This is a genomic window from Psychrobacillus sp. NPDC093180, from assembly GCF_044754065.1.
Lineage (GTDB): Bacteria > Bacillota > Bacilli > Bacillales_A > Planococcaceae > Psychrobacillus.
The window spans coordinates 1-25906 of the sequence record NZ_JBIVOJ010000010.1; the positions used below are offsets into that span (position 1 = coordinate 1).

The 25906-nt window shown below is 37.7% G+C and carries 23 protein-coding genes; 14 read left to right on the plus strand and 9 right to left on the minus strand.

Annotation, left to right across the window (positions count from 1 at the left end; genetic code table 11):
• Nucleotides 1-114 precede the first annotated feature (114 nt).
• Genes ACIP9W_RS15420 through ACIP9W_RS15460 form a run of 9 tightly spaced genes read left to right on the plus strand, consistent with a single transcriptional unit; the run spans nucleotide 115 to nucleotide 12851 of the window.
• Nucleotides 115-990 carry a transcriptional regulator CcpC gene (locus ACIP9W_RS15420; RefSeq protein WP_142537564.1) on the plus strand — a complete coding sequence of 292 codons (876 nt, stop codon included), beginning with the start codon at nucleotides 115-117 and terminating at the stop codon, nucleotides 988-990.
• Nucleotides 991-1036: 46 nt separating this feature from the next.
• Nucleotides 1037-3448 carry a DUF7408 domain-containing protein gene (locus tag ACIP9W_RS15425; RefSeq protein WP_400791124.1) on the plus strand — a complete coding sequence of 804 codons (2412 nt, stop codon included), beginning with the start codon at nucleotides 1037-1039 and terminating at the stop codon, nucleotides 3446-3448.
• Nucleotides 3445-4374, plus strand: coding sequence for an ABC transporter ATP-binding protein (locus ACIP9W_RS15430; protein WP_400791127.1), 930 nt, complete (start codon nucleotides 3445-3447; stop codon nucleotides 4372-4374). Before ACIP9W_RS15425 ends, ACIP9W_RS15430 begins: the two co-directional genes overlap by 4 nt.
• A gap of 2 nt (nucleotides 4375-4376) precedes the next feature.
• Nucleotides 4377-5219, plus strand: coding sequence for an ABC transporter permease (locus tag ACIP9W_RS15435; RefSeq protein WP_142537567.1), 843 nt, complete (start codon nucleotides 4377-4379; stop codon nucleotides 5217-5219).
• Nucleotides 5220-5232: 13 nt separating this feature from the next.
• A complete protein-coding gene (locus tag ACIP9W_RS15440; RefSeq protein WP_400791129.1) occupies nucleotides 5233-6621 on the plus strand; it encodes a hypothetical protein in 1389 nt (462 codons plus the stop codon).
• Nucleotides 6622-6633: 12 nt separating this feature from the next.
• Nucleotides 6634-7626, plus strand: a complete 993-nt coding sequence (locus tag ACIP9W_RS15445; protein ID WP_400791131.1) for an AAA family ATPase — start codon at nucleotides 6634-6636, stop codon at nucleotides 7624-7626.
• Nucleotides 7623-8498, plus strand: a complete 876-nt coding sequence (locus tag ACIP9W_RS15450; protein ID WP_400791133.1) for a DUF58 domain-containing protein — start codon at nucleotides 7623-7625, stop codon at nucleotides 8496-8498. Before ACIP9W_RS15445 ends, ACIP9W_RS15450 begins: the two co-directional genes overlap by 4 nt.
• 11 nt (nucleotides 8499-8509) lie before the next feature.
• The gene (locus ACIP9W_RS15455; protein ID WP_400791135.1) at nucleotides 8510-10267 is read left to right on the plus strand and encodes a vWA domain-containing protein; all 1758 of its coding nucleotides are present in this window, start codon (nucleotides 8510-8512) and stop codon (nucleotides 10265-10267) included.
• Nucleotides 10251-12851, plus strand: coding sequence for a VWA domain-containing protein (locus tag ACIP9W_RS15460; RefSeq protein WP_400791138.1), 2601 nt, complete (start codon nucleotides 10251-10253; stop codon nucleotides 12849-12851). Before ACIP9W_RS15455 ends, ACIP9W_RS15460 begins: the two co-directional genes overlap by 17 nt.
• Before the next feature lie 241 nt (nucleotides 12852-13092).
• Here ACIP9W_RS15460 and ACIP9W_RS15465 read toward each other — a convergent pair whose 3' ends face one another.
• From ACIP9W_RS15465 to ACIP9W_RS15490, 6 genes are all read right to left on the minus strand, one after another.
• A complete protein-coding gene (locus ACIP9W_RS15465; protein WP_400791140.1) occupies nucleotides 13093-14280 on the minus strand; it encodes an MFS transporter in 1188 nt (395 codons plus the stop codon).
• Nucleotides 14281-14430: 150 nt separating this feature from the next.
• Nucleotides 14431-15504, minus strand: coding sequence for an ABC transporter substrate-binding protein (locus tag ACIP9W_RS15470; protein WP_400791143.1), 1074 nt, complete (start codon nucleotides 15502-15504; stop codon nucleotides 14431-14433).
• Nucleotides 15501-16304 (minus strand): ABC transporter permease, encoded by an 804-nt coding sequence (locus ACIP9W_RS15475; protein WP_400791145.1) that lies wholly within the window; start codon nucleotides 16302-16304, stop codon nucleotides 15501-15503. The genes ACIP9W_RS15470 and ACIP9W_RS15475 overlap by 4 nt, the downstream gene beginning before the upstream one ends.
• Nucleotides 16291-17112 (minus strand): ABC transporter permease, encoded by an 822-nt coding sequence (locus ACIP9W_RS15480; protein ID WP_282245913.1) that lies wholly within the window; start codon nucleotides 17110-17112, stop codon nucleotides 16291-16293. The genes ACIP9W_RS15475 and ACIP9W_RS15480 overlap by 14 nt, the downstream gene beginning before the upstream one ends.
• Complete coding sequence (locus ACIP9W_RS15485; protein WP_400791148.1) at nucleotides 17102-18208, minus strand: ABC transporter ATP-binding protein; 1107 nt, start codon at nucleotides 18206-18208, stop codon at nucleotides 17102-17104. The genes ACIP9W_RS15480 and ACIP9W_RS15485 overlap by 11 nt, the downstream gene beginning before the upstream one ends.
• A 108-nt stretch (nucleotides 18209-18316) precedes the next feature.
• On the minus strand, nucleotides 18317-18859 hold the full coding sequence (locus ACIP9W_RS15490; RefSeq protein WP_400791149.1) for a helix-turn-helix domain-containing protein: 543 nt from the start codon (nucleotides 18857-18859) through the stop codon (nucleotides 18317-18319).
• Between the two features lie 166 nt (nucleotides 18860-19025).
• Between ACIP9W_RS15490 and ACIP9W_RS15495 the strand changes: the two genes are divergently transcribed.
• Both ACIP9W_RS15495 and ACIP9W_RS15500 read left to right on the plus strand, forming a co-directional pair.
• The gene (locus tag ACIP9W_RS15495) at nucleotides 19026-19466 is read left to right on the plus strand and encodes a TlpA family protein disulfide reductase (RefSeq protein WP_282245907.1); all 441 of its coding nucleotides are present in this window, start codon (nucleotides 19026-19028) and stop codon (nucleotides 19464-19466) included.
• Between the two features lie 87 nt (nucleotides 19467-19553).
• Nucleotides 19554-20213: a potassium channel family protein gene (locus tag ACIP9W_RS15500; RefSeq protein WP_400791152.1), complete on the plus strand. Its 660-nt coding sequence runs from the start codon at nucleotides 19554-19556 to the stop codon at nucleotides 20211-20213.
• A gap of 53 nt (nucleotides 20214-20266) precedes the next feature.
• On the opposite strand, the gene rnjA is transcribed toward ACIP9W_RS15500, so the two are convergent.
• Nucleotides 20267-21934, minus strand: a complete 1668-nt coding sequence (rnjA, locus tag ACIP9W_RS15505; RefSeq protein WP_282245903.1) for a ribonuclease J1 — start codon at nucleotides 21932-21934, stop codon at nucleotides 20267-20269.
• Nucleotides 21935-21938: 4 nt separating this feature from the next.
• Nucleotides 21939-22148, minus strand: coding sequence for a DNA-dependent RNA polymerase subunit epsilon (locus ACIP9W_RS15510; protein ID WP_142537582.1), 210 nt, complete (start codon nucleotides 22146-22148; stop codon nucleotides 21939-21941).
• Between the two features lie 440 nt (nucleotides 22149-22588).
• Here ACIP9W_RS15510 and ACIP9W_RS15515 point away from each other — a divergent pair, with 440 nt between their 5' ends.
• The gene (locus tag ACIP9W_RS15515; RefSeq protein ID WP_400791156.1) at nucleotides 22589-23362 is read left to right on the plus strand and encodes a Cof-type HAD-IIB family hydrolase; all 774 of its coding nucleotides are present in this window, start codon (nucleotides 22589-22591) and stop codon (nucleotides 23360-23362) included.
• A gap of 10 nt (nucleotides 23363-23372) precedes the next feature.
• Complete coding sequence (locus tag ACIP9W_RS15520; RefSeq protein ID WP_400791159.1) at nucleotides 23373-24305, plus strand: carbohydrate kinase family protein; 933 nt, start codon at nucleotides 23373-23375, stop codon at nucleotides 24303-24305.
• Between the two features lie 130 nt (nucleotides 24306-24435).
• Here the strand turns inward: ACIP9W_RS15520 and def are convergent, their stop codons facing one another.
• Nucleotides 24436-24993 (minus strand): peptide deformylase, encoded by a 558-nt coding sequence (gene def / locus ACIP9W_RS15525; protein WP_400791162.1) that lies wholly within the window; start codon nucleotides 24991-24993, stop codon nucleotides 24436-24438.
• Between the two features lie 133 nt (nucleotides 24994-25126).
• Here def and ACIP9W_RS15530 point away from each other — a divergent pair, with 133 nt between their 5' ends.
• Nucleotides 25127-25771: a YkyA family protein gene (locus ACIP9W_RS15530; protein WP_400791165.1), complete on the plus strand. Its 645-nt coding sequence runs from the start codon at nucleotides 25127-25129 to the stop codon at nucleotides 25769-25771.
• Nucleotides 25772-25906 lie beyond the last annotated feature (135 nt).

Consider the following 25906-nt stretch of genomic DNA (forward strand, 5'->3'; position numbering starts at 1 on the left):
CCAAAGGGGATAAGCATGGAGGAGCCGTATGCGATGACCCGCACGTACGGATCTGCGAGAGGCGCATGAATTAATTTTCATGCGCCTACTCTATTCATGTAAGGAGGATAAAAAATGACTTCCGATTTTTTAGTTATTAAAACATTGGCAGAAGAACAAAATATGCGAAAAGCAGCAGAGCGGTTATTTTTGTCTCAGCCTGCACTTTCACAACGACTTCAAACGATTGAGAAAGAGTGGAATACCAAGCTTTTTTTACGTTCTCAAAAAGGATTGACTGCTACACCAGAAGGCGAATTGGTTATTGAGTTTGCGTCAAATATGATTCAACAAAAAGAAGCGCTATATGAAACAATTCAATCGCTAACCTCTAAAGTGCATGGGACGCTAAAAATTGCTTGTGCCTCTATAGTCGGGCAAAATTGGTTGCCAAAAGTATTGAAGGATTTTGTCCAAACATATCCAGAAGCAAAGGTATCTCTCTTAACTGGCTGGAGCTCAGAAATTGTAAAAGCCATCTATGATGGAGAGGCGCAAATCGGTATTGTGCGTGGGCAAACAGACTGGAAAGGAAATAAAATACACCTTTTTCGAGATACACTTTATTTAGTGGATAAAGAAATGACTTCTATAGACGATGTGCTAACAACAGATAAGCCATTTATTCAATTTAAGAGTGATTCAAACTATTATCAGGAAATTCAGCAATGGTGGCAAAAACATTTCTCTAGCAATCCAAAAAGACAAATAATTGTCGATCAAATTGAGACATGTAAGCAAATGGCCTTAAATGGGATTGGTTATGCCATTTTGCCATCCATTACTTTGACTGGCCAGGAAGACGTGCATAAAATTCCGTTAACGAATAACGAAGAGCAGTTTGAGTTAACTAGAGATACTTGGCTTATTGGTTACGATGCAGCCTTTGAACTACCCCAAGTGGAAGCTTTCGTAAGTATTGTAAAAAAACATGCACAAATTTTTCAATAAGGAACTTTCCCCCATTAATAGCGTACTAAGAAGTAAAGGGGGAAAAATGATGCATATTCGGAAGTTAACGTTATTTATTTCAGCACTATTTATCTATTTTACAATATTACCAACAGTAAGTGTCCTTGCAGCACCTAACTTGAATGTTAAGGTGACGACTGGATTCAATGGAAAAGCAAAATATGGGGAAGGTTTACCGATTACCTTAACTGTTGAAAACAAGGGAGAGGCATTTTCTGGAGATCTCGTGTTAGATACAGTGGAATCGTACAACCTAGGAAATGCAATCGCTATTCCGTTTGAAATCGGAGCAGGAGAAACGAAAACGGTTCAAGTTGCGGTAAGTGGCTTGGGAGAAGACTATAGTTACCAAGGGTCAAATGTTCAGTTGATTCACTTTTTTGAAGGTGGATGGGAAAAAGGAAAATCCATCGATTTCAAGGGAACTAAAAATTTACGAACAAACTTTTATGATCCTACGACTATTTTTTATCTTACGCTGACAGACAGTGCGGACCGACTAAAGGCTTTGAATCAGATTAAACAACCAAACCAAATAAATGATGAAGTGATCCATGTTGCCCAGCTAAGTAATTTTTCTTTACCAAACGAGGCGGTAGCATGGGAAATGGCTGACTATATTATTTTAGATGAATTTGTATTAGCAGATTTAGCTGATGCACAGCAACAAGCACTTATTGATTATGTCAATTCAGGCGGAAATATCGTAATAGGCGCTTCTGATAATCTAATAGCCGAAGTAGGAAAGTTAGGGGAATACTTGCCTTTAACGTTAGAAACAACGACTCAAAATTTAACGCCAGAGAAGATGCGCGCATTTACTGCAAATAATACATTAACGAATGATTTAACTGTGCATAATGCCAATTTAAACGAAGGTGCCACGCCTTTATTTAAAGTAGATGGAACCATCTTAGCTGCAAAGAAACAAATGGGCAGTGGTGCGATTATCCAAACGACTTTTTCTCTTGGTGATGATCCACTAGCGAAAGATCCAGTTTATAGTGATTTGATGTCCACTATTTTACAGTCAGTGAATGTACAAAATACACCAAATATGTACGGTTATACTAATAGTAAAGACCAACTCGTTTATGAATTAGGAGACACGAATTCCTTATTTAGTTCGTTTAAAGTTTCTACTCCATTGATGATTGGAATTGTAGTCGTTTATATGATAATTATTGTGCCTCTGCTCTATATCATATTGAAAAGAAAAGACAAGAGAGAGTATGCTTGGGGAATTATACCACTCACAGCAATCATTGCTTCTGCTGCTATTTTCGGTTATGGGGCAAGAGACCGAATTGCACGTCCGCAAGTACAACAATCTTCCTTTTTACATGTAAATGAGGATAAAAGCTTGCAAGGCTATTATGCTGAGTCCCTTTTAAGTAACAAAAGTGGTGATTTCACGTTTGAAGCTCCGACGACTACTACCATGGTTGCAAAGCGGAATTTTAATACATTTACAGGACAATCGCCAAATGTACATGAAAATACGATTATGGAAAAACACGCATCGAATAGTGAGCTAACATTTAGAGACGTAGGTTATTGGTCTGTTTCCTCCTTGTTCGGAGAAACCCAAATACCGGAAGTGGGAAATTTTGAAGTAGACCTTCGAGTAGAGGCAAGCCAGCTTACTGGAACTGTCCAAAATAATTTTCCTTTTGTCGTAAAAGAAGTATCCGTATGGTCTGGAAGTAAATTAATCCCGCTTGGTGATCTTGAACCAGGTGAAAAACTGGAAGTAAATAAAAAGTTAAGCTCAGTTATGTTAATGCCAATTTCAAATCCATATATCAATCAAAACTATGGAATAAACTCAGGTACTTCCATTGATTTAATAGAACAACGAAAGCAATCTATGTATTCAGCTAGCCTAATGGGAGACCAATATGGTAAGAGTCCTGTAATTACTGGTTTTGCAGAGGATAACATTGTGCCTATTACGTTAAAGGATAAAAAAGTCGAGATGTCAGCTCTTCATTTACTCATACAGCCATTTACAGCAGAAACAGTCTTTGCGGGAGAATTTGTATTACCTGCGAATATGTTCACTGTTAATGTCAATACGGATGAATATGGGAAACATATGGAACCAGTAATGAACAATAGTTTGGAATGGTATTTAGATGATGGAGAGTATAATGTGTATTGGAAAATCCCTGATACAATCCCATTAGATCAAGTAAATTGGACACAATTACAAATTGCTAATACAGATCGAAATTCCCAAACAATTGAAATATGGAATATGGAAACAGAAAGCTTTGAAGCAATAACGGAAAGCAGATTCACTAATACGGAAAACATCCAAAATTATATCAATGATAAAGGCGAAATATATTATAAATTGCAAAAAAAATCGGTCCAAGGTGATCCATATACGAGACTTCCAGAGGTACGTTTGAAAGGAGATGTTACGCAATGATTGAAATAAAAGGATTAACGAAAAAGTATGGCTCTTTTTATGCATTGAATGACTTAAACCTTACTTTAGAAGAAGGTACCGTCTTTGGATTTGTAGGAGCAAACGGAGCCGGAAAATCCACTACTTTTTCAATATTGGCGACACTACTTCAACCTACTTCTGGTGATGCTTTTGTTAATGGAAAAAGTGTAAAAACCGATGCACATGAAGTGAGAAAGCAAATTGGTTATATGCCTGACTTTTTCGGTGTTTACGACCAATTAAAAGCAAATGAGTATTTAGATTTTTATGGAGCGAGCTACGGTATTTCAGAAAAAGAAAGAGAAGTTTTAATACCTCAATTACTAGAGCTTGTGAATCTAAGCCATAAGCGCTATGACTATGTCGATCTGCTATCTCGGGGGATGAAGCAACGCTTATGCTTGGCGCGTTCACTTATTCATGATCCGAAAGTGTTAATCCTAGATGAACCTGCTTCTGGATTAGATCCGAGAGCTCGCGTTGAAATGAGAGATATTTTAAGACAATTAAAAGGAATGGGCAAAACGATTCTTATCTCCTCTCATATATTGCCTGAGCTAGCGGAAATGTGTGATGAAATTGGCGTTATCGATGGTGGAAGATTAATCGCGCATGGATCCGTTGCAGATATTCAAGCGCAGCTTGCGGGAGAAAAACAAATAACGGTGAAGCTAAAAGGATTATTAGAAAATGCTGTTCAGTTTTTTGAAGAGGATCCTTTTGTCTCTAAAGTAGAATTAGAGGTGGAGAAAAATGCCATTACATTTAATTATAGAGGTACAGAAGAGGATCAAATTAATTTGTTGAGAAAGGCACTAGACCAATCCTTGAAAATTATTTCTTTTTCAGAAACAGAGACGGACTTAGAAGATGTGTTCATGGAAATTACGAAAGGGGTGAAATAAGGATGAAGCAATTACTTGCAAATCCTGTATTAGTAAAGGAAATAAAGCTACGCTTTCGCTCGTTAAAAAGCTTTACGGGTATTCTCTTTTATTTAATCGCAATGTGTATATTTGTATTCGGCTTTATCATGCTGACTACATCGTTTACTGGTACTGGTTATTTCCGACCGGAAGAAAGTTTCTTCATGTTTGCAATGCTTTCCTATATTCAGCTTGGCCTCATTCTGTTTATCACACCAGGCTTGACTGCAGGTGCCATTAGTTCGGAGCGAGAGAAGCAAACGTTAAATATTTTGCTGACAACTTCCCAAACCTCTTTTCAAATTATTTTCGGAAAGCTAACTTCGTCCATTGCTTTTCTTTTGTTATTGGTTGTAGCGGGTTTACCTATTTATAGTTTAGTTTTCCTTTTTGGAGGAGTATCTCCAGGGCAACTAGGGATTATTTTCTTGTTTTTCTTTTTAACGATGCTTGCTATTGGTGGGATCGGCATTATGTACTCCACTATAATTCGTAAAACAATTGTTGCGATGATCGCGACCTATGGAACGATGATTTTTTTCACTGCAGTTACCGGATTTATTTACCTAGTTATCACTGGTATGAATAGCATGGCAGCAGGAACTTTAGCTTCATCACCTATTGCTCATTTTTTTGCAAGTATTAATCCAGTTGTTTTAATGCTTACGTTAATTTCGCCAGGTTCGGATAGCTTTATAACAGAATCAACGAAAGTGGATCTTCCGATTTGGATAGGATATACGATTTTCTATATATGTATAACAGTTTTCTCGATCTTTATTGCTGTGAAAAAATTACGTGTCAATATGAAACGTACGAGATGAGGAGGAAGTTAAGATGAGTAGCCCACATAAGTTAATTCGTTATATCGGAAAAGCTAAAAGTCGTCTCGCATTGGAGCATTATATTAGAATGCTCCAAGCGGCATTGTTTTATGGATTTACTTCTGTTGCGGCTATTCTACTCGTCTCCAGGTTATTTGTATTTCCATATTATATTCGAATTGCTGTGCTTGTTGGCAGCATCGTTTTTATTGCTGTATTTCTGTATGCATTTTGGAAAAGACCTTCTAAGGAAGCTGCGGCTCGAAAACTGGATGCCTACTTTCCGGATAATTTGTTGTTAACAGCAGTTTCTTTCTTGCATGAGAAATCTCCACTCATTAAGGAGTTACTAGATAAAGCCGAGAAAAGTAGTGAAAAAGCATTTGTACAATTTAAGCAGCGAGAAAAGCGCTATATGCAACCTAAATGGATTATTGGATTTGTCATTGCTTTTGCTGCAACCCTTGTACTATATGCATTTCCAGCAGCAACCCAGTTGGAAGCGAAGGATATGGAAAAAGAAGATCAAATTGTGAAGGAAATGAAAAAAGAAGTAGATAAATTAGAGAAAAAAAATCTAGCAAAGCCCGTAAAAAAAGAAATAAAAGAATTAAAAGAGAAACTTAAAGAAGTAGAAACTGCAGAAGAAGCTTTACGTGAAATGGTGAAAAAGCAAAAAGAATTAGCTTTAAAAGAACAAAAGTTAGAAAAGAAGAAGGAACTTGCAGAGCAAGGGGACTCAACTGAATCATCTCTATCGGCAGAGGAACAAAAAGAGCTTGCTTCTCTAGAAGATACAGTAAGCGCTTTATCAAAAAGTGCAGCTACCTCCCAAACCGCTTTAAGCAAGATGGGAAAATCGTTTCCTTTTACTTCTAATCAAATAGCACAGAGTAGTTCCAACGCCAATACGTCAAAAAATCCTAATCAGTCTACCCAAAGCCAGGGACAAAATCAAGGACAAGGCCAAAGTCAGAGCCAAGGTCAGGGTCAAGGTCAGGGACAAGGTCAGGGACAGGGTCAGGGACAAGGTCAGGGTCAGGGTCAGGGACAAGGTCAGGGTCAGGGACAGGGCCAAGGCCAAGGACAGGGGCAAGGACAGGGTCAGGGCCAAGGTCAAGGAGCAGGTAAGGGTTCTGGAGGAAGGGATCTTCTTTCCATTCCATCAAGAATCGGAGGAACTGGTGACACTTCTGTAGATGGAGGAGAGCTAGGTGAGGGAGAAGCCGCTAGTGAGCAACCTGGCGAGGTACCAGTGACACGTGGTTCAGCGAAGCCATATGAAGAAGTTGTTAATGAGTATGCAGATTCCTATATAAAAAGCTCTGAGCGCTTGCAACTGCCGTCAGATTTACAGCGAATCGTTCAGGATTATTTTTCAACCGTTGAAAATAGTGAATAATGGAGGATAATGATGACTTTTACAACAGAGGATTACACAAATATAAGTAAACGTTTAGAGGAAGTTCGAGCAGAAATAGGTCACTTTATCGTAGGTCAAAAAGAAGCTGTAGAGTTTTCCATTTATTGTGTATTAGCCGATGGTCATGCGCTACTTGAAGGACTACCAGGGCTAGGAAAGACTATGCTTATTCGGACAATTTCTGAAGTGCTCGATTTATCCTTTTCGCGAATTCAATTTACACCAGACTTAATGCCATCCGATATAACCGGAACGAGTATGATCGAAAGATTGGAAAATGGTAAACAGCAATTTACATTTCAAAAAGGACCTATTTTTAGTCAAATGGTTTTAGCAGACGAAATAAACCGAGCAACACCGAAAACACAAAGTGCGCTTTTAGAAGCAATGGGGGAAAAAACGGTAACAGTTCTTGGAGAAACGAAGCAAATGGATAAACCTTTTTTCGTTCTTGCTACACAAAACCCAATTGAAATGGAAGGGACATATCCATTACCAGAAGCGCAGATGGACCGTTTCTTATGTAAAATTCTTGTTTCCTATCCATCTAAGGAAGAGCTGATGGAGATTACTAAGCGAACGACGGGCGGGGAGTCCATTCAGTTGAATAAAATTATGAATGCGACAGAAATCGTACATGCACAGCAAATGGTAAAAGAAGTGCTAATAGCAGATGATATGCTGGAATATGCAGTAGATCTAGTAGCTGCTACACATCCCGAAGCTGCTATCATCCCTGAGATTGCACAATATGTTCAGTATGGAAGTGGGCCACGTGGTTTGCAAAGCCTTATCAAACTAGCGAAAGCGCGTGCGTTAGTTGCTGGACGTTATCATGTATCGATTGCAGATATTAAATCTGTTGCAAAACCGGTGCTTAGACATCGTTTATTACTTAATTACGAAGGAGAAGCAGAAGGAAAAACAGCAGATGAGCTAATAGATATCGTGATGCAAACGATTAAACAAGGACAAAACGTATGAGTACTGAGCATCTAGTGCCAAAAGATTGGGCAGGTAAACTGAGTAGATTATCTATTTCTACTAAATCCAAATTGCGTGGACAGCATAAAGGCTCACATCGTTCCCAGCGCTTCGGAGCATCTCTCGATTTTTCCGATTTTAGAGAGTATAGCCCAGGTGATGATGTGCGCCAAATAGATTGGAATGTCTATGCACGAACGGATAAGTACTTTATAAAACGTTTTTTAGATGAACAAGAAATGCGCGTACATATTTTGCTTGATTGTACGAGATCCATGAGTGATCCACTGAAATGGACATTTGCAAAACAGCTTGCGGTATCTCTTGGTATACTCGTTTTACAACGGGATGATCGTTTGTCTTTTTCAGCTGTAAGTGATGACTTGAAGCCACCGTTTAGACGAAAAGGTGCTACTTATCGGAAAGCTTTTACGAAAACTATTTCTGATTTAACTGAACCTATGATGACGGCCTCATTTGCAGAAAACGCAGTTCCTTTTTTACCGAAGGATAGTACGGTTTTATTTGTTATATCAGACTGCTTGGAGAGTTTGGAGTCTTGGGAAAGTTTACTTCGGAAACTGCCAAAGTTTGCAGGAGATATTCGTATTTTGCAAGTAGTAACAAATGACGAATTAGCTCCAGCCTATACTGGGGATGTGCAAGTAGTAGATGTAGAAACTTCCAATCAGTTAAATGTTTCTATTTCTTCGCGAGTGCTCGATTCGTACGAAGAAAAAAGAAGACTACATCAGCATGGACTGGAATTACTGTGCAATAAATTCGGAGCAAGATTACTTCAAGTAAATGCTGATGATGGAATTTCGCATGTACTGTTTCAACAGCTATTACGTGCAAATTGGGTGCAATGAGGTGAGATTACTTGGGTTTTAATCAACTACTATTTTTATGGACTGCTATTTTTCCGATTGCTGTATTACTTTATTATTTCTTTCGAAAAAAATATACAAAGCAACCTGTCTCCTCTACGCTTTTTTGGCAAGAAATAATGAGAGAAACAAAAGCCTCTCCTTATTTGCAGCATTTACAGCGGAATGCTTTATTTTACTTACAAATGATCGCGATGATTTTACTTGTTTTTGCTTTACTTCAACCTTTTTGGAAAACGAAGGCACTAGCGGGGGAACAAATTGTGTTTATCGTGGATACTTCTGCATCGATGGAAGTAAATACAAATGAAACCACTCTTTTCGACACACATAAAAAACAAATGTTACAACTTGCAGAAAGCTTGTCTGGCAAGCCGCTCACCATCATTACAACTGGCAATGAACCGACCGTGGTACTGCGTGCAGAAACGAATACTGATCAAATTAAAAGCGAGATTGAAAAATTGGAAGTCAGTTATGAAGAGGAAAATATATCAAAATCCTTAGATATTGCCCAATCATTTTTTCAAAATTTATCGACCTCCGTTTATGTTTTTACAGACGTACTAGATCGCCAGGAACTCCCCTTGCAATATGAAAATGTAACTTGGCAAGTTGAAGGACTAACGTCAGAAGTAGTGAACCTTTCGATTAAACGATTCGGTGCAACTAAAACAAATACGGGCATTTCTGCATTAATCCAATTAGAAAATCAATCGAACAACGAGCAAACAACCGCACTTGTAGTAGCGAATGAAAAAAAGGAGCTTTTGAAAGAAAAGGTAACCATTCCACCAAATGAAACAATTACGTTATCATTTGATGAACTAGCGGAATCGACTTTTTTAAAGGCATCCCTTCATGCAAATGATGGATATGCATTAGACAATACGATGACAGTTTTTATGCAGGACCAATTATCGACCGTATTTGTCGATAGTGGGTTACATGCGTTAGTGAGAACTGCATTCCAGTCAATGGATATTGAAGTAAGCAGCGTACCAACTGAACAAATAGGACTACTTACAGAAGAAGGAATTGTTGTCACAAATCAGTTTGGTCTAGTAGATCAACTAGAGCGTCCTGCATTATTCATCGGAAGAAACGACATAAGTGCAATAGAAGTAAATGGTGGAGTACAAACAAGTGAACATGCGCTTTTTTCCTTCGCTAATTTATCCGATATTTATGTGAGTAGCGTTTATCCGGAAATTCAAGGCTATACAACGATTGCAACGGTGGGAGATGAGCCGTTCATACAAGTATCTCCTAGAGGAGATATTGTCGTATTAGCGGATATCCAAATGACCGATTGGCCGCTTCATCCTTCCTTCCCACTCTTTATGTGGAGCGTAAAGGAACAGCTTTCTGCTGGGAATACGTATTTAGGCACGTTTACGCCTAATGAAAGAAGGCCGCAATCACTAGGAAGTGCAGTAAATGAATGGGAAATTTACACGATGGAGGATTCCTATCAATATTCTATCGAAAATGGTGGAGCCTTTATCGCACCGAAGAAACCGGGACTATACGTACTTCGTTCCAATGACATTGAAAAAAACTTTTCTGTTGCTTTATCTCAAAAAGAAAAAGAAATAGAAAAAGGAGAAACATACAAAGTAAGCGGCGAGCAAATAAAAATGAGTGAAAATTATTCACAACATTCATTTGTTCCATATATCTTACTATTATTGCTGTTATTATTTGTCATAGAGTGGGAGGTGCAAAGAAGACGTGGATTTACGAGTTGACCAACCACTTTGGCTATTGTTACTAGTTCCTATTCTTATTTATTTTATGTGGACATGGAAAAAAGAGAAGAAAGTCTTTCGAAAAGAAGGAAGAGTGGTATTTTTTCTTCGCCTTCTTGCTATTTTTTGTTTAATTTTAGGGTTAACTAATCCTTATCTTTTATTGCCTATTAAAGAGGAACAGGTGCTTTTCTTAGTCGATCGATCTGCTTCTGTACAAGGAACAGACAGCCAGGTGACTTCGTTTATCGAACAAAGTCTATCATCGCGAAAAAACACACAGCTCGTAGGTGTGTATACATTTGCGGAAGACTTCCAGTCGGAGGTGGCTTTAACTGCAGGGGAAGTAAATTTACCTGTTTTTACACCGATGAAAGCGCCAGGTAACACAGATATAGCAAGAGCATTACAATTAGCAACCGGAATTGTAGAACCATCGAAAGCGACAAGGATAGTCCTTTTCACAGATGGATTGGAAACGAGTGGCTCCGTACAAGATGAGCTAGTGAAAATTACTGGTGGAAACGTGACGATTGATGTCGTACAACTTGAGCGAGTCTCTTCTGAGGATGTTGCGATTACCTCATTTGAAACACCACCAATTGCATTTGAAGGGGAGCAGCAACAACTAAATGTCCAGTTAGAGGCGACAACTAATACAACTGGTGAACTACTACTATATGAAAACGATCAATTATTATCTCGTGAACAAATAACACTAGAACAAGGAGCGAATAGTTTTACGTTTAGGAATGCTTCTAGTGGAGAAGGTTTATTAAAATATGAAGTTCAAGTTGTCGTGAGTGGCGACGGATTAATAGAGAACAACAAATTGACAAGTGTAACAAATGTGGAAAGTTCTCCTCATCTCTTAGTTGTCACACATGATGGAAATCGCTCTAATATTCCAACCGTCATTGACCAAGCTGCCATTCAAACGGATGTAATAGATGCAAGTGCACTGCCGTTTGATCTCTCGAATTATTTAAGGTACGATGCGATTATTTTTGATAATGTACCAGGCCATGCAGTAGGCGAGCAAAAAATGACCGTAATTGAACAAGCGGTGAAAAACTTCGGAGTCGGCTTTATGATGGTCGGAGGAACAAATAGTTTTGGGTTAGGTGGATACTTTAAAACGCCTATCGAAAAATTATTACCCGTTGAGATGGAGATTAAAGGAAAACACCAGATGCCATCGCTCGGTTTAGTAATCGTGATGGACCGTTCGGGCAGTATGAGTGGTTCTAAATTCGAATATGCAAAAGAAGCAGCAGCTCGTTCAGTCGAAATGCTTCGAGAAGGGGATAATCTTGGATTTATAGCATTTGATGATCGTCCTTGGGAAATAATCGAAACGGCACCTCTTTCGGATAAGCAAGAAGCATTAGACACCATATTATCCGTTGGAGTAGGCGGTGGAACGGAAATTTACTCGAGTTTAGCATTAGCTTATGAAAACTTGGCACCTTTAAAGTTACAACGTAAGCATGTCATTTTATTGACAGATGGACAATCCGCTTCAAGTGGCGATTACCAAACATTAATTGAAGAAGGCTCCAAAGATTTAATCACCGTTTCAACTGTAGCGGTTGGGCAAGATGCCGATCGAGCGCTACTTGAAAGTTTAGCCGAAATGGGCGGAGGAACATTTTACGATGTAGCGGATGAATCGACTATCCCAGCCATTATGTCTACAGAAACAGCCATGATTTCCCGAACCTATATTGAGGATAATCCATTCTATCCGATTATTTATGGCGATGCTGCTTGGACAAGCTTGTTTACAGATGGAGTACCGCAAATGAACGCCTATATTGCAACTACACCAAAGCAAACGGCATCCATTATTGCCGAAAGTGAAAAAGAAGATCCAGTGCTTATAGAGTGGATGTATGGACTAGGAAGAACAATGGCGTTCACTTCCGATTCTACTGGGGAATGGAGCGGTGATTTTGCTAGATGGAATCATTGGGGAGACTTTTGGAACACTGCAGTATCCCGTCTGTTACCAGCTTATAGCGAAGTACCTTTTACGATTCAAAAAGCCAGCGACGGTAGTTACACAGTTACAGATCCCTCGGGGAAATCTTCTTTTCTAGAAGTAGCAGCAGTAAATGAAAAAGGGGAAGAGCTACCAGTTTCATCCGAACCACTTGCACCAGGTAAATCACGCGTAACGGTGGAAAGTGATCCAGGTCTTGTATTTTTCCGGGTGTCCAATGAGGAAGATGCTGTTTATCAAGCTGGTATTTCTATTCCATATAGTGAAGAATACAAAGTACAAAAGCCAAATACAAATAAGCTAGAAATGATTGCAAATCGAGCGGGCGGCAAAATGCTTACCGATGCATCTGAAGTATTCCGAACAATCGACTTAAAAAGCTCAGAGCGACAATCGATACAGCAAATGCTAATCCTGGCGGCAATCCTATTGTTTTTCATCGATATTACGATTCGAAGATTTGGCTTTAGACAATTACTCGCACCCTTTAACATGAATGGCAAGAAAAAGAAAATGGTAGAGACCACGGCTAGTACCAGTAATGTGGAAAAGCTTGTGAAAGGAAAAAAGAAAAGGTAGTAAATGGTTAAGGGCAACTAATTAGGATTGAAAGCAATCAATTTGAAGAAGAGAGCAACCAATCTCTAATCGAGAGCAACTAAATTTGCTACTTAAGCAACCAAATGAAAAACACCCGAGGCAAATGAGCGTATTTGCTTCGGGTGTTTGTTGCTTTTCTAAGAGGGAAATATTTCGTCAATAAAAACGAGCAGAAAAGTGAAATAATCACTTTCTGCTCGCTTCATTTACTTTATTAAATTTAAGCAATAACTGGTCTTTTCTTCTTAATCCAAATAATGGTGATTCCCCAAGAGCAAAGTAAAATGAAAGAACCTATGACAAAAGGAAAGTTAATATTAATATCAAAAAACATTCCTGCTAGTGCTGGCCCAACCATATTTCCTAAACTCATATACGCATTATTCATCCCAGCGGCAAACCCTTGTTCATCTCCGGCAAGCTTCGATACGACTGTATTAACAGCAGGGCGGATTAGAGTAGTTGCTGTTGAGAATATAGTAGCTATTAACAATACTAGCGCAAAACCGTCTACTAAGAAAAACGCTAATAAGGATAATGCTGCACCGACAAGGCTGACTAAAATTACATTCAATTCACCGTATCGTTTAAATAATTTATTTACAATTAAGGTTTGCACAATAACACCGGCAAATCCTCCAACCGTTAATACAATAGCGATATCTTGCGGAGTGTAATTATATTTATGATCTACGTAAAGAGAAAAAGTTGTTTGGAAATTTGCAATTCCAAAAGAGAATACGAAAATAATGATGAGCATCATAAAATAGGGAGTTTTGATCGAGTTTTTCATTTGAACAAGTATATTTTCTCTTTTTTTCTTCATCTCAGGATTTACAGAAATCGCATTTTTGATATCCGGTAAAATGACAAAAGAAATTACTGCTGAAAGAATTGCTGCAATAGCAGCCATATAAAAAGGAAAAGTTAAACTAACTTTTGCCAAAAATCCGCCTATCGCTGGTCCTATCATGAATCCTAAAGACATCGAGGCTCCAAGTAAACCCATTCCTCTTCCGCGATCCTCAAGAGAGGTAATATCGGCAACAAATGCCATCGTAGCGGGGATTAAAAAAGCCCCCCCAATACCGCTTATAAAGCGTGCAGCATATAACATCCATTCGTGAGTTGCCATGCCGAACCAAAATTGAGAAGCTGAAAAAATAACTAATCCAACAATAATAAGTTTTTTACGTCCAAAAGTATCGGATAGATCACCCGCTAATGGTGAAAATAAAAACTGTCCTAAAGCAAATGATGCAATGATAAATCCTAGCGCTTGACCTGCTACGCCAAACGTTTCTAAATACTGCGGCATGACGGGAATAACAAGTCCAATTCCTGCCATAGCGATAAACATATTAAACATCAATATATATAGTGCAAATTGTGATGGTTTCTTCGCCATATGATTCCTGCTTTCTTAAAATACTTAGTATGCGTCTATCGATTCTACCATATTATAAAGATAATAAAAACTTTCGCGACACGAAAAATTAATATTTGTTAATTTGGAAAATAAGAAATAGAGCCGCCCGGTTGAAGGCAACTCTATTTGTTAGTTTGTTCCCATTTTAAACTTTAAAAATAGCTCATTATAAACTCCAAGCATTTCAAGACCTAGATTATTATAAACTTCCAAATTATCTCTTGTTTCTTCGGTAGGATAAAAGCGTTCATCTGATGTTACTTCTTCATCCATCAATTCCACAGCGGCTGCATTTGGAATGGAATACCCAACATAATCTGCGTTTTGAGCGGCTACTTCAGCATCCAACATGAAGTTTATAAATGCATGAGCACCTTCTATATTCGCTGCAGTTTTGGGAATAACCATGTTATCGAACCATAAATTAGATCCTTCTTCAGGAACAGAATAGTCAAGTTCTTCGTTTTCCCACATCATATCTGCTGCTTGGCCAGACCATGTCAAAGCAACAGCAGCTTCTTCGTTTACCATAAGCTGTGTTACTTCATCTCCAATGATTGCCTTTACGTTTGGTGTAAGTTTGTTTAGTTTCTCCGAAGCTTCTTGCAATTCTTTTTCATTGGTAGAGTTTAGAGAATACCCTAAGCTATTTAAGCCCATTCCAATAACTTCACGAGCACTGTCTACTAGCAACACTTGTCCCTTTAAGGAAGGGTCCCATAGTGCGTCCCAGCTCTCAAACGTTTGGCCATCCAGTAAGGAAGGATTGAAAACAATACCTACAGTTCCCCAAAAATAGGGAATAGAAAACTCATTTTTGGGATCGAACGATAAATCTAAGAAGTATGGATCGATATTTTTCAAATTAGGAATCTTCGAGTGATCAATCGGAAGTAGTAAATCATGCTCTTTCATTTTCTCAATTGCATATTCAGATGGAACTGCAATATCGTAAGAAGTTCCACCTTGTTCGATTTTTGTCATCATTGCTTCATTTGAATCGAACGTTTCGTATACTACACGATAACCTGATTCGTCTTCAAACTGGGCTATTAGATCTGGATCAATATATTCTCCCCAGTTATAGATCGTTACGGTATCACTACCAGCTTTTCCAGAATTCTTATCTAATAGGTCATTCACAAAAAACAGTGCGATACAAACGAGAATGATTGTAAGTGCTGCTCTTACGATGTCTTTCATTTTCTGACCCCCATTCCTACAGGGTTTTTCCCTCTTTGGCTAATGAAGTAATAGCCTACTACAAGTAATAATGTCACGATAAAGATAATGCCTGATAATGCATTGATCGTTAATGTAATACCAGCACGTGCCATCGAGTAAATTTCCACAGATAACGTACTAAATCCATTTCCTGTTACAAAGAAAGTAACAGCAAAATCATCCAGTGAATACGTAAGTGCCATGAAGAACCCTGCAAAAATCCCTGGTTTAATAAAAGGAATAATGACTCGTCGTAAAATTTCTCCTTTAGTTGCACCAAGATCTGCTGCTGCATCTATTAAAGAGCTATTCATCTCCTGAAGTTTCGGCAATACCATCAATACAACAATCGGAATACTAAAGGCAATATGCGAGATTAATACAGATGCGAATCCTAATTTAACACCGATCATTGTAAACAATATTAAGAATGATGCCCCAATGACAACGTCTGGACTAACGATTAACACATTGTTTAAAGATAACAAAGAATTACGTATAGACTTGTTGCGCATATATACAATGCCTATCGAACCAAATACTCCAATGATTGTTGCGAGTAGAGCAGAAAGCAGTGCAACAATGACTGTATTGATCAAAATCATGATCAGTCGAGTATCGGAAAACACAGCACCATAATGCTCCCAAGTAAACGACTCGAAATTACTCATGGAACCGCCACTATTAAACGAATAAAAGATCAAATACAAAATCGGTGCATATAAAATAATGAAAATAAGGGCTAAGTAAAGTTTTGCTGTTTTACTAGTTCTTTCCATTAGTATTAGCCCCCTTGTCTCTTTGTCCGGTAATGATCATGACAATGACCATAAATATTATTAAGAATACGGCAATAGTCGAACCCATTCCCCAGTTTTGCGTAACTAAAAATTGTTGCTCAATAGCGGTACCAAGTGTAATAACTTTATTTCCAGCGATTAGTCGAGTAATCATGAATAAGGAAAGGGAAGGGATAAACACTGCTTGAATCCCAGCTTTAACCCCATTCGTCGTTAATGGAAAGATGACTTTTGAAAAGGTTGTCCAACTAGATGCACCTAAATCTCTACTCGCATCGATCAAGGATGGATTTAATTTATCCAAAGCGTTAAAGATAGGCAGAATCATAAATGGAATAAAAATATAAACTGATACAAAAATAAAACTAAAGTCTGTAAATAATATTTGTGTTTCTCCAAAACCAAAAACATTTAAAAATGCGTTAATAGGGCCATATAAGCCAAAAATTCCAATGAACGCATACGTTTTTAATAATAAGTTAATCCAAGATGGAATAATGATTAATAATAACCATAACTGTTTATGCTTCGTTTTTGTCAGCAAGTAAGCTGTTGGGTAGGCAACAAGTAAGGAAAATAGCGTTATAAGAAATGCATACCAAAATGAGCTAAGTGTTAACTTTAAATAAATTGAAGTGAAGAAGTTTTTATAATTATCAAATGTGAAATTTCCGCTCAAATCAAAAAGGGAGTAATAAGCGATTAAAGCAATTGGTGCGATGACAAATAATATAATCCAAGCAAAATAAGGTATTAAATAAAATGTTTTGGTGTTTTTAGTTTGCATACGCGTCTTCTCCGTAAGACTCAAGTCGCTTATCAAATTCTTCTTCTGTTTCGTTCAGACGCATAACATGAATTGCTTCAGGATCAAAGTCTAGACCGATAAATGCGCCAACCTCTGCTTTTTTCGTGGAGTGGACTAGCCATTCGTTTCCTTCGTCATCGTACGTAGATAGCTCGTAGTGAACTCCTCTAAATAATTGTGTATCTACTTTTACTTTCATTTTCCCTTTTTCAACAGATGTAATTTCTAAATCTTCTGGTCGAATGACAATATCGACATTTTCATTCGGATTTAGTCCTTGGTCAACACATTCAAATTCTTTTTCACCAATTCGTACACGGAAATCAGCAACCATCGTGCCAGAAACAATATTCGATTCTCCGATAAAATCTGCTACAAATCGATTAATTGGTTCATCGTAAATATCCATTGGTGTTCCACTTTGTTCTATATTTCCCGCATTCAGTACGAAAATTTCATCGGACATAGCTAAGGCTTCTTCTTGATCATGCGTTACAAAGATAAACGTTTTGCCTAATCGCTGTTGTAGCTCACGAAGCTCGTATTGCATTTCCGAACGTAGTTTCAAGTCCAAAGCAGAAAGCGGCTCATCAAGTAAAATGATTTCCGGATCATTTACGATTGCTCGAGCAATTGCGACACGCTGTCTTTGACCACCAGACATCTCAGCAATTTCTCTATTTTCATACCCTGATAAGTTAACAAACTTTAGTGCCTCTAACACTTTTTCCTCAATCTCTTTTTTTCCTAGTTTTTTTATACGAAGACCGAATGCTACATTTTCAAACACATTTAAGTGAGGGAATAGTGCATAGTCTTGGAAAACTGTATTAACTTGACGTTCGTTTGCAGGAACATTATTGATTAGTTTTCCATTAAAATAAATATTTCCACTAGAAGGCTGCATAAATCCTGCGATTAATCGCAAAATCGTTGTTTTCCCACAACCGGATGGACCGAGTAGCGTATAGAATTTACCACGCTCTAATTCAAAGTTAATATCCGTTAACACGGTTGTTTCAGCATCATAGTATTTGGTGACGTTCTCAAAGCGAATGATAGGTGTCTCAGACATAATGAACCTCCAATTTGTGTATTGTAAGAAAGGAAGGCTTTCTTACTTAGTATTTGTCCAGCCGCAGCGCCTTACCCCTCGGGGTAGACATAGGCGCTTCCGCATTTCTTATAAATAAGAATTTGTTACGACATAAATTACTTGTGTTTCTTCATCCGCCGCATTTTTTAATAAATGATCATCAGCTGCTTCAAAGTAGAGAGACTCTCCTTTAGAAGCAAAGTATTGCTGCTTTCCGAGTATTAATTCGACGCGACCTTGTAAAACATATATAAACGTTTCGGAAAGGGAAGGTTCAAATTGTTTAAATTGACCGTTTTGACCTAGTGTGATGAGGACTGGTTCCATTTCATTTTCATTGGACTCAGAGATAAGCCAGTGAAGCCGATAGTTTTTTTCCTCATCTATGTAAATTGTTTGTTCCGCAGCTTCGAAAACGACTTTAGTACGCACTTGTTCGTCATCAAAAAAGTCACTAGGTTTAGAGCCAAGTACATTTAAAATAGAAAAAAGTGTTTCTATGGAAGGGGAGTTTATATCTCTTTCTAGCTGGGAGATAAAACCCTTGCTTAAATCAGTTCTTTCCCCTAATTCCTCTTGGGTTAAACCTTTCTTCAGTCGTAATCGTTTAATCTTCTTTCCAATTTGCAATACTGTTCCCCTCCTCCCTTGAAAAACAAAGTTTATTTTAACACAACTTTAAGTTTACTTTAACAACTTATTCATATAAATTCAAAAAAAAATGGTTTTTGTCCCGTTCTGTTTTTATCGCGACGCATACACTAGCTATGGACGAAAAGGAAAAGGGGAGACACAATTGCGTTTAAGAGAGGAGTTACCCGAGTTTTCAAGTGACATGGAATGGTTGAACGGAAGTGTAACGAAAGAAAAATTAATTGGGGAAGTACCTTTATTAATACACTTTTGGTCTATTAGTTGCCATCTATGCGACAAAACTTACGGGATTATAAATAGATGGAAAAAGACATATGGTGATAAATTTCAGTTAGTTGGCATTCATATGCCAATAACAAAAGAAGATGTAAATAATACTCTTATAAAACAAAAGGCTGAACGAATGAGTATGACAAACTCCATATACCTAGATCACGATTTAGTTGTTTCTGACAAATTTCAAAATCGAATTGTACCATCTTTTTATCTTTTTGATAAGAAGGGATTGCTCCGTCACGTACAAACGGGAGAAAGCGGTTTTAGGATGTTAGAAAAAAGGTTAATCCTTTTAATGAAAGATTAGCTATACCGGATTCGCGAATGAAGTATCCAATTTTAGAAATGATATGGTAAACTAAGTGCATCCGATTAGTAAGCAGGAGGCACTAATATGCAAAAAGAGTTTGTAGTAATTGGTTTAGGACGATTCGGAGGAAGTATCGTTCGAGAGTTAATCGATCAGGGGGCAGATGTAATGGCTGTCGACATTGCTACAGAAAGAGTAGATGAGTACGCTGCAATTGCAACACAAGCAGTAGTGGCAGATACGACAGATGAATCGGTATTAAAATCCCTTGGAATCCGAAATTTTGAGCATGTAATCGTTGCTATTGGTGACGATATCCAATCGAGTATATTAACAACGCTTATGTTAAAAGAAATTGGCGTAAAGAAAATTACGGTAAAAGCACAAAATGATTACCATGAAAAAGTATTACGTAAGATCGGTGCCGACCAAGTGGTGCATCCGGAACGAGATATGGGAATTCGTATCGCGAATAATATCCTGTCGCAAAATGTACTGGATTACTTAGAGCTTTCTGATGAGCATTCGATTATGGAGATAAAAGTGAACGAAAAAATTGCAGGAAAATCATTAGTTGATTTAGATATCCGTGCAAGATATGGCATTAATATCGTAGCTATCAAGCGTGGAAATAGTATCAATGTTTCACCGCCGGCAGATGAAAATCTTCAGTTGAATGATGTACTAATTATGATTGGTGCAGATGTTGATATTAACCGATTTGAAAAGAAAGTTTTGTCATAAAAAATGCCAGAGGAAGCAAATCCCTCTGGCATTTTGTTATATGGATAAAACGTTTAAACTTCCATAATAATCGGTAAGATCATTGGACGACGTTTTGTTTTTTCGTATAAATAAGGGCTAAGAACATCAGTAATCTCATTTTTCAATTCAGCCCATTCAGCAGGCTTATCTTGTAAAGTGAACCTTAAATGCTTGTTTAACATCTGTTGAGCTTCATTTATCATCGTCCCCGACTCACGCATGTACACAAATCCTCGTGAAATAATATCAGGACCAGAAACAATTTTCTTTCTTTCCATATCTGCACTTACAACAACAATTACTAGTCCTTCTTCAGAAAGGATTCGACGATCTCGAAGAACGATATTCCCAATATCTCCAATACCACTACCATCAATATACACATCTCCAGATGGAATTCGTCCAGCCACATGCGCTTCATTTGCACTTAATGCCAGCACATCACCGTTTTCCATAATGAAAGTATTTTCAGGTAATACATCACAATCTACGGCAAGTTCCGTATGAATTTTCAACATACGATATTCACCATGGATTGGCATAAAGAATTTTGGTTTCATTAGTCGTAACATCAGCTTTTGTTCCTCTTGAGAACCATGACCTGACGTATGAATATTATTTAGGGAACCATGTATTACTTCTGCACCCGCACGGAATAGTAAGTTAATAGTACGATTGACACTTGCTCTATTTCCTGGAATCGGTGAAGAAGAAAATACAACCGTATCGCCTGGTTGAATTTGAATTTGACGGTGTGTCCCATTAGCAATTCGAGATAGAGCGGCCATTGGTTCACCTTGACTGCCTGTACATAATATAAGCACTTCGTTGGCAGGTAATCGATTTAACGCACTCGCATCTACAAAAGTTTCTTTAGGAGCAGTAATATAGCCAAGCTCACGACCGATTGTAATCGCATTGTCCATACTTCGACCAAAAACAGCGATTTTGCGACCGTGTTGCACAGCTGCATCCGTTACCTGTTGAAGTCTATGAATATTGGAAGCAAACGTAGCGAAAATGATGCGACCATTCACTTTACGGAAAATAGAATCCATACTTTCGCCGACTTTACGTTCGGACATCGTGAAATTCGGAACTTCTGCATTCGTACTATCTGATAGTAAGCATAGAACCCCGTCACGACCGATTTCTGCCATTTTAGTTAAGTTAGCAGGCTCCCCAACTGGCGTAAAGTCAAATTTAAAATCACCTGTATGCACAATATTACCTGGTGGAGTTTTGACAACGATACCAAAAGCATCCGGGATACTATGTGTTGTTCTGAAGAAACTAACTGCTGTTTTTCTAAATTTCACTACGTCGTCTTCTTCAATCACATGCATTTTTGTTTGACGAAGTAAGCCGTGCTCCTCTAACTTGTTACGCAGTAAACCTAGTGCAAGTTTTCCTCCATATACCGGAACATTTAGTTGTTTCAATAAATAAGGAATACCACCGATATGATCTTCGTGGCCATGTGTGATAAATAATCCTTTAATCTTGTCTACATTTTTCACTAGATACGTGTAATCTGGAATAACATAATCAATACCTAATAGATCATCTTCGGGAAACTTAATCCCTGCGTCTATTAATATAATCTCATCTTGAAATTGTACAGCGTACGTATTTTTGCCGATTTCACCTAGTCCGCCGAGGGCGAAAACAGCAGTTTGATCATTTTTAACAAATTTCATATGTTTATCTCTTCTCTACTTTATAATTCGGGCTTGCTTGCTCATATGCTAAATGATTACCTTCAAGCAATTGAATTAGTTCAATATTATAATTACGATCCTTTAGAATCGAACGCACTTCACGCTCAGATTCTGCCTCTACATATAAGCTTTTCGTGTTTTCGCGAACTGAAACTTCCAATGCATTCTCTTGATAATAAACTTTATAAATCATATTATACTCTCCTTTTTCACGTTCAAAATAAATCAATTCTCTTTATATTATCACGCTACTTCTTTAAAATAAAGAAAAGCCCTCCATTTTTCGAAGGGCAAATAATTTATCCCGCCTTAACTGCAAGTCAATATCCCCACATCAAGATTTCAAGGAAACCAAGGAAGAATAAGTGGAGATAAACTGCCTGTAAAGGTCCGAGTGGTTCAACTAACATTTAAGTAGGGAGAGGTAGTAAAACCTCCTACTTAAATGAAGTTTCACTTTACGCGATCGTTTTGTTTCTGAGCATTCCACCGAGTCGTCTTAACCATTTTCTTCTTAGACGTTTCAACATGGTAACTCACTCCTTACAATATATTATATACGAAAAATAGAGATGTGTAAAGGATTCTTACTGAAAAGTCAAATAATTAGCGTAGCGAATAGGAGTTTTTTTGATGGTAAATAAAGTTTTATTCTTTGATATTGATGGGACTATTTTAGATAACGATAAAAATATCCCACCAGGTGTTGTAGAATCTATTCAACGAGCAAGAGCAAATGGACATGAAATAGTTATTTCAACTGGGAGAGCTCCATTTACAGCAAACTCAATTTTAGAACAACTTAAAATAGATTCATTCATATGCTACAATGGTCAAATCGTCCAGTTACAAGGGAAGATTATTCATAAAGGAATTATCGATACAACAGAACTACAGAATCTAACAGATTTTGCGATGGAACGAGAGCAACCAATTGTTTATATGGATGATGTAGAATTTGTATCAAATGTCCCTGATCACGAGGATATATACGAAAGCATCTCTTCCTTGAAAATGGCCTTACCTAGAACGGAAGAAAACTTCTTTTTAACGAATGATATACATCAAGCGCTTATTTTTTGCGATATGGATGTTCAAAAAGAATATGAGAAAGCTTTTCCTAACTTAAAGTTTGTTCGTTGGCATCGGATATCTTGTGATGTCCTTCCACAAGGTGTTTCTAAAGCAAAAGGAATTGAATTATTACTGCGCTATATGAATAAAACTCCTGATGACGCGATTGCTTTTGGTGACGGTTTTAATGATATAGAGATGCTTCAATATGTAGGAACTGGTGTGGCGATGGGGAACGCAGTAGAAGAATTAAAAAACTGCGCTACCTTTGTTACGGACCATGTTTCAGAAAATGGCTTAGTGAATGCCATGAAAAAATTACAATTAATCTAGAGGAGTTTTTATGAACGATTTAAGGAATAAGTTTGTGCTGATATATGGTGATGTATTTGTAGACTATATTGCAGATGATCAATCAAATAAACAATTTACAAAGTTTTTAGGCGGGGCAACAGTAAATGTAGCAGCAGGAGTAGCAAGACTCGGGGCTTCTTCCTCTTTTATAACAATTTCAGGAGACGACGAAACCTCAGAATTTGTGAGAAGAGAGTTAACGTTAGAAGGAGTAGATTTAACTTTCGCTCAGATTGTTCCTGAAAAACGAGTAAGTGGTGTATATGTGCATTTAACGGAAAACAATGACCGACACTTCCATACATACGTGGATGAAACACCCGATTTACAAGTGGATTTTTCTTCATTGAAAAAAGAAGCATTTCAGCAAGCCTCCATTTTTCATTTTTGTTCAGGAACATTATTTCATCCAATAGCATGCAAGACGACTCGCGAAATAGTCGATCAAATGGTAAAATCTAAAGTGTTATTATCCTTCGATGCTAACATTCGTCCATTAAGATGGGAAAGCGAAGCACTTTGTAGAGAAACCATTTGTTCCTTTTTTAAACAAGTGGATATTTTGAAACTAACAGAAGAGGAGCTTTTCTTCCTAACGGAGACAACAACGAGAGAAGAAGGGATTCAAAAACTTCGGGATTATCAAATTCCGATCGTCCTTATTACAGTTGGAGCAGAAGGCACATATATTGTAATCGATGAGGAAACGATCCACGTAAAAGTGGAGAAGGTGATCCCGGTCGATACAACAGGTGCTGGAGATGCTTTCATGGCAGGTATTCTGTCTAAAATTAATATGAGCGGAAAGCCAAGGACAAAAGAAGAGTGGATAGACTATGTCTCCTTTGGCAATAGACTAGGAGCAATTTGTGCAACAAAACCTGGAGCTCTATCAGCTATGCCAAGAGCAGCCGATTTATAAGAAAAAGCCTGTGCACATGCGCACAGGCTTTTCGTATTTTTCTATAGTGGGTACGCACGTTAATGGGTAATTAGTCATTGCGGCGCGAGTCGCGCAACCCTAACTAAATATAGCCACTTACGCTTTATTATTACGCTTGTTCATACGGAACAGAATTTGGTATTTCTGCGTACGGGTTTACTTTATTAATATGGTCATAAAACATGATGCCATTTAAATGATCTAGCTCATGTTGAAATGCAATTGCTGCTAAACCTTTTAATCGTTTTTTGAAGGGAGTACCATCCGGATAAAAGCCAGTAGCGGTAATGCGTGCATGTCTTGGTACATATCCCTCAATCACTTCATCCACAGAAAGACAGCCTTCCCCAGAATGAATATAAGTGTTTTCTACGGAATGGCTAATTATTTTGGGATTGACTGCAACAAAGCTGATGTTCCCATCCTCTGCATTTGGTATATGTAGCGCGAACATTCTTTTATCAGCGTTTACTTGAGGAGCTGCCAGCCCAATTCCAGGACGTAATTTATGCTTCTCTACCATTTTTTCATCTTGACTATTGATCACATATTCCAATAAATCATTAGCGAGTTGTTTATCGGCCTCTGATAAAGGAAAAGTCATTTCTGTTGCTTTTTTACGAAGTGCTGGATGACCGTCCCTCACAATATCTTTCATTAAAATCATATTTATCGTCCTTTCCGAGTTCCTAGTCCTATTATACCGAAAAATCATCTTTTGCTAAACAAAAAAAGCCTATTGTACGGTTGAATTTAGTAGCCAGAACAATTATAGTGAAATGATTAGAGGAGGTTACGTGATGAAAAAATGGAAATACGTAGTTCCTTTATGCTTTGTATTACTTCTATCTGCATGTTCTTTTGGTGAAACAACCGAAGAAAAATTATCTAACATCTTAACGGAAATTTATAATTTAGAAGCAGATTATAGAGATGTACAAACGCAGTTAGCAGACACGGAACAAAAAGAACAAGCTAATTTTCAAAGCATGATGGAGTTAACGAAAGACCAAAAAGAAGAGCTTACAAAACAAGTCGAAGAAACTGCTGGGCTACTGGAAGAAAGACTCGTTTTAGTGGAAAAAGAAGCAGCTTCTATTAAAAGTGCATCAGAAAAATTGAAGGATATCGATGTGCTTATCTCGGAAACAGACGTAACATCTGAAAAAGAAAGTATCCAACAAATCGAGGAAGCATTAAAAAATCGCTACACTGCCTACACCGATTTAACAGAACAATATAATACACTTGCTAGTTTACAAGAAAAGTTATATAGCATGTTAATCGAAGATGCAGCAGAAGTAACGACCATTCAAAAACAAGTTGATGAAGTGAATAAACAAAACGAAGCAGTACAACAATCAGTTGAAAAGTTTAACGAACTGACAGCGGAGCTTAATAAAGTAAAAGAAGAAACATTTACTTCACTTCAAAAGGAAAATTAATCAAGAGAATAGTAGAGCTTATAAACGCAAAAATAGAGTATGGGAATTTCAAAGATTCCTATACTCTATTTTTATATTTTGTGAAACATATCTTGTGAATTAGTTTCTCGTTATGGCATGGGGTGTGTCACTGTT

Coding starts and splice junctions, on each gene's coding strand:
- ACIP9W_RS15465 (WP_400791140.1), bottom strand. CDS start 14,280: ATGGCGAAGAAACCATCACAATTTGCACTATATATATTGATGTTTAAT.
- rnjA (WP_282245903.1), bottom strand. CDS start 21,934: ATGAAATTTGTTAAAAATGATCAAACTGCTGTTTTCGCCCTCGGCGGA.
- ACIP9W_RS15500 (WP_400791152.1), top strand. CDS start 19,554: ATGCAAAAAGAGTTTGTAGTAATTGGTTTAGGACGATTCGGAGGAAGT.
- ACIP9W_RS15520 (WP_400791159.1), top strand. CDS start 23,373: ATGAACGATTTAAGGAATAAGTTTGTGCTGATATATGGTGATGTATTT.
- ACIP9W_RS15530 (WP_400791165.1), top strand. CDS start 25,127: ATGAAAAAATGGAAATACGTAGTTCCTTTATGCTTTGTATTACTTCTA.
- ACIP9W_RS15510 (WP_142537582.1), bottom strand. CDS start 22,148: ATGATTTATAAAGTTTATTATCAAGAGAATGCATTGGAAGTTTCAGTT.
- ACIP9W_RS15485 (WP_400791148.1), bottom strand. CDS start 18,208: ATGTCTGAGACACCTATCATTCGCTTTGAGAACGTCACCAAATACTAT.
- ACIP9W_RS15480 (WP_282245913.1), bottom strand. CDS start 17,112: ATGCAAACTAAAAACACCAAAACATTTTATTTAATACCTTATTTTGCT.
- ACIP9W_RS15515 (WP_400791156.1), top strand. CDS start 22,589: ATGGTAAATAAAGTTTTATTCTTTGATATTGATGGGACTATTTTAGAT.
- ACIP9W_RS15430 (WP_400791127.1), top strand. CDS start 3,445: ATGATTGAAATAAAAGGATTAACGAAAAAGTATGGCTCTTTTTATGCA.
- ACIP9W_RS15435 (WP_142537567.1), top strand. CDS start 4,377: ATGAAGCAATTACTTGCAAATCCTGTATTAGTAAAGGAAATAAAGCTA.
- ACIP9W_RS15450 (WP_400791133.1), top strand. CDS start 7,623: ATGAGTACTGAGCATCTAGTGCCAAAAGATTGGGCAGGTAAACTGAGT.
- ACIP9W_RS15470 (WP_400791143.1), bottom strand. CDS start 15,504: ATGAAAGACATCGTAAGAGCAGCACTTACAATCATTCTCGTTTGTATC.
- ACIP9W_RS15440 (WP_400791129.1), top strand. CDS start 5,233: ATGAGTAGCCCACATAAGTTAATTCGTTATATCGGAAAAGCTAAAAGT.
- ACIP9W_RS15475 (WP_400791145.1), bottom strand. CDS start 16,304: ATGGAAAGAACTAGTAAAACAGCAAAACTTTACTTAGCCCTTATTTTC.
- def (WP_400791162.1), bottom strand. CDS start 24,993: ATGATTTTAATGAAAGATATTGTGAGGGACGGTCATCCAGCACTTCGT.
- ACIP9W_RS15425 (WP_400791124.1), top strand. CDS start 1,037: ATGATGCATATTCGGAAGTTAACGTTATTTATTTCAGCACTATTTATC.
- ACIP9W_RS15445 (WP_400791131.1), top strand. CDS start 6,634: ATGACTTTTACAACAGAGGATTACACAAATATAAGTAAACGTTTAGAG.
- ACIP9W_RS15420 (WP_142537564.1), top strand. CDS start 115: ATGACTTCCGATTTTTTAGTTATTAAAACATTGGCAGAAGAACAAAAT.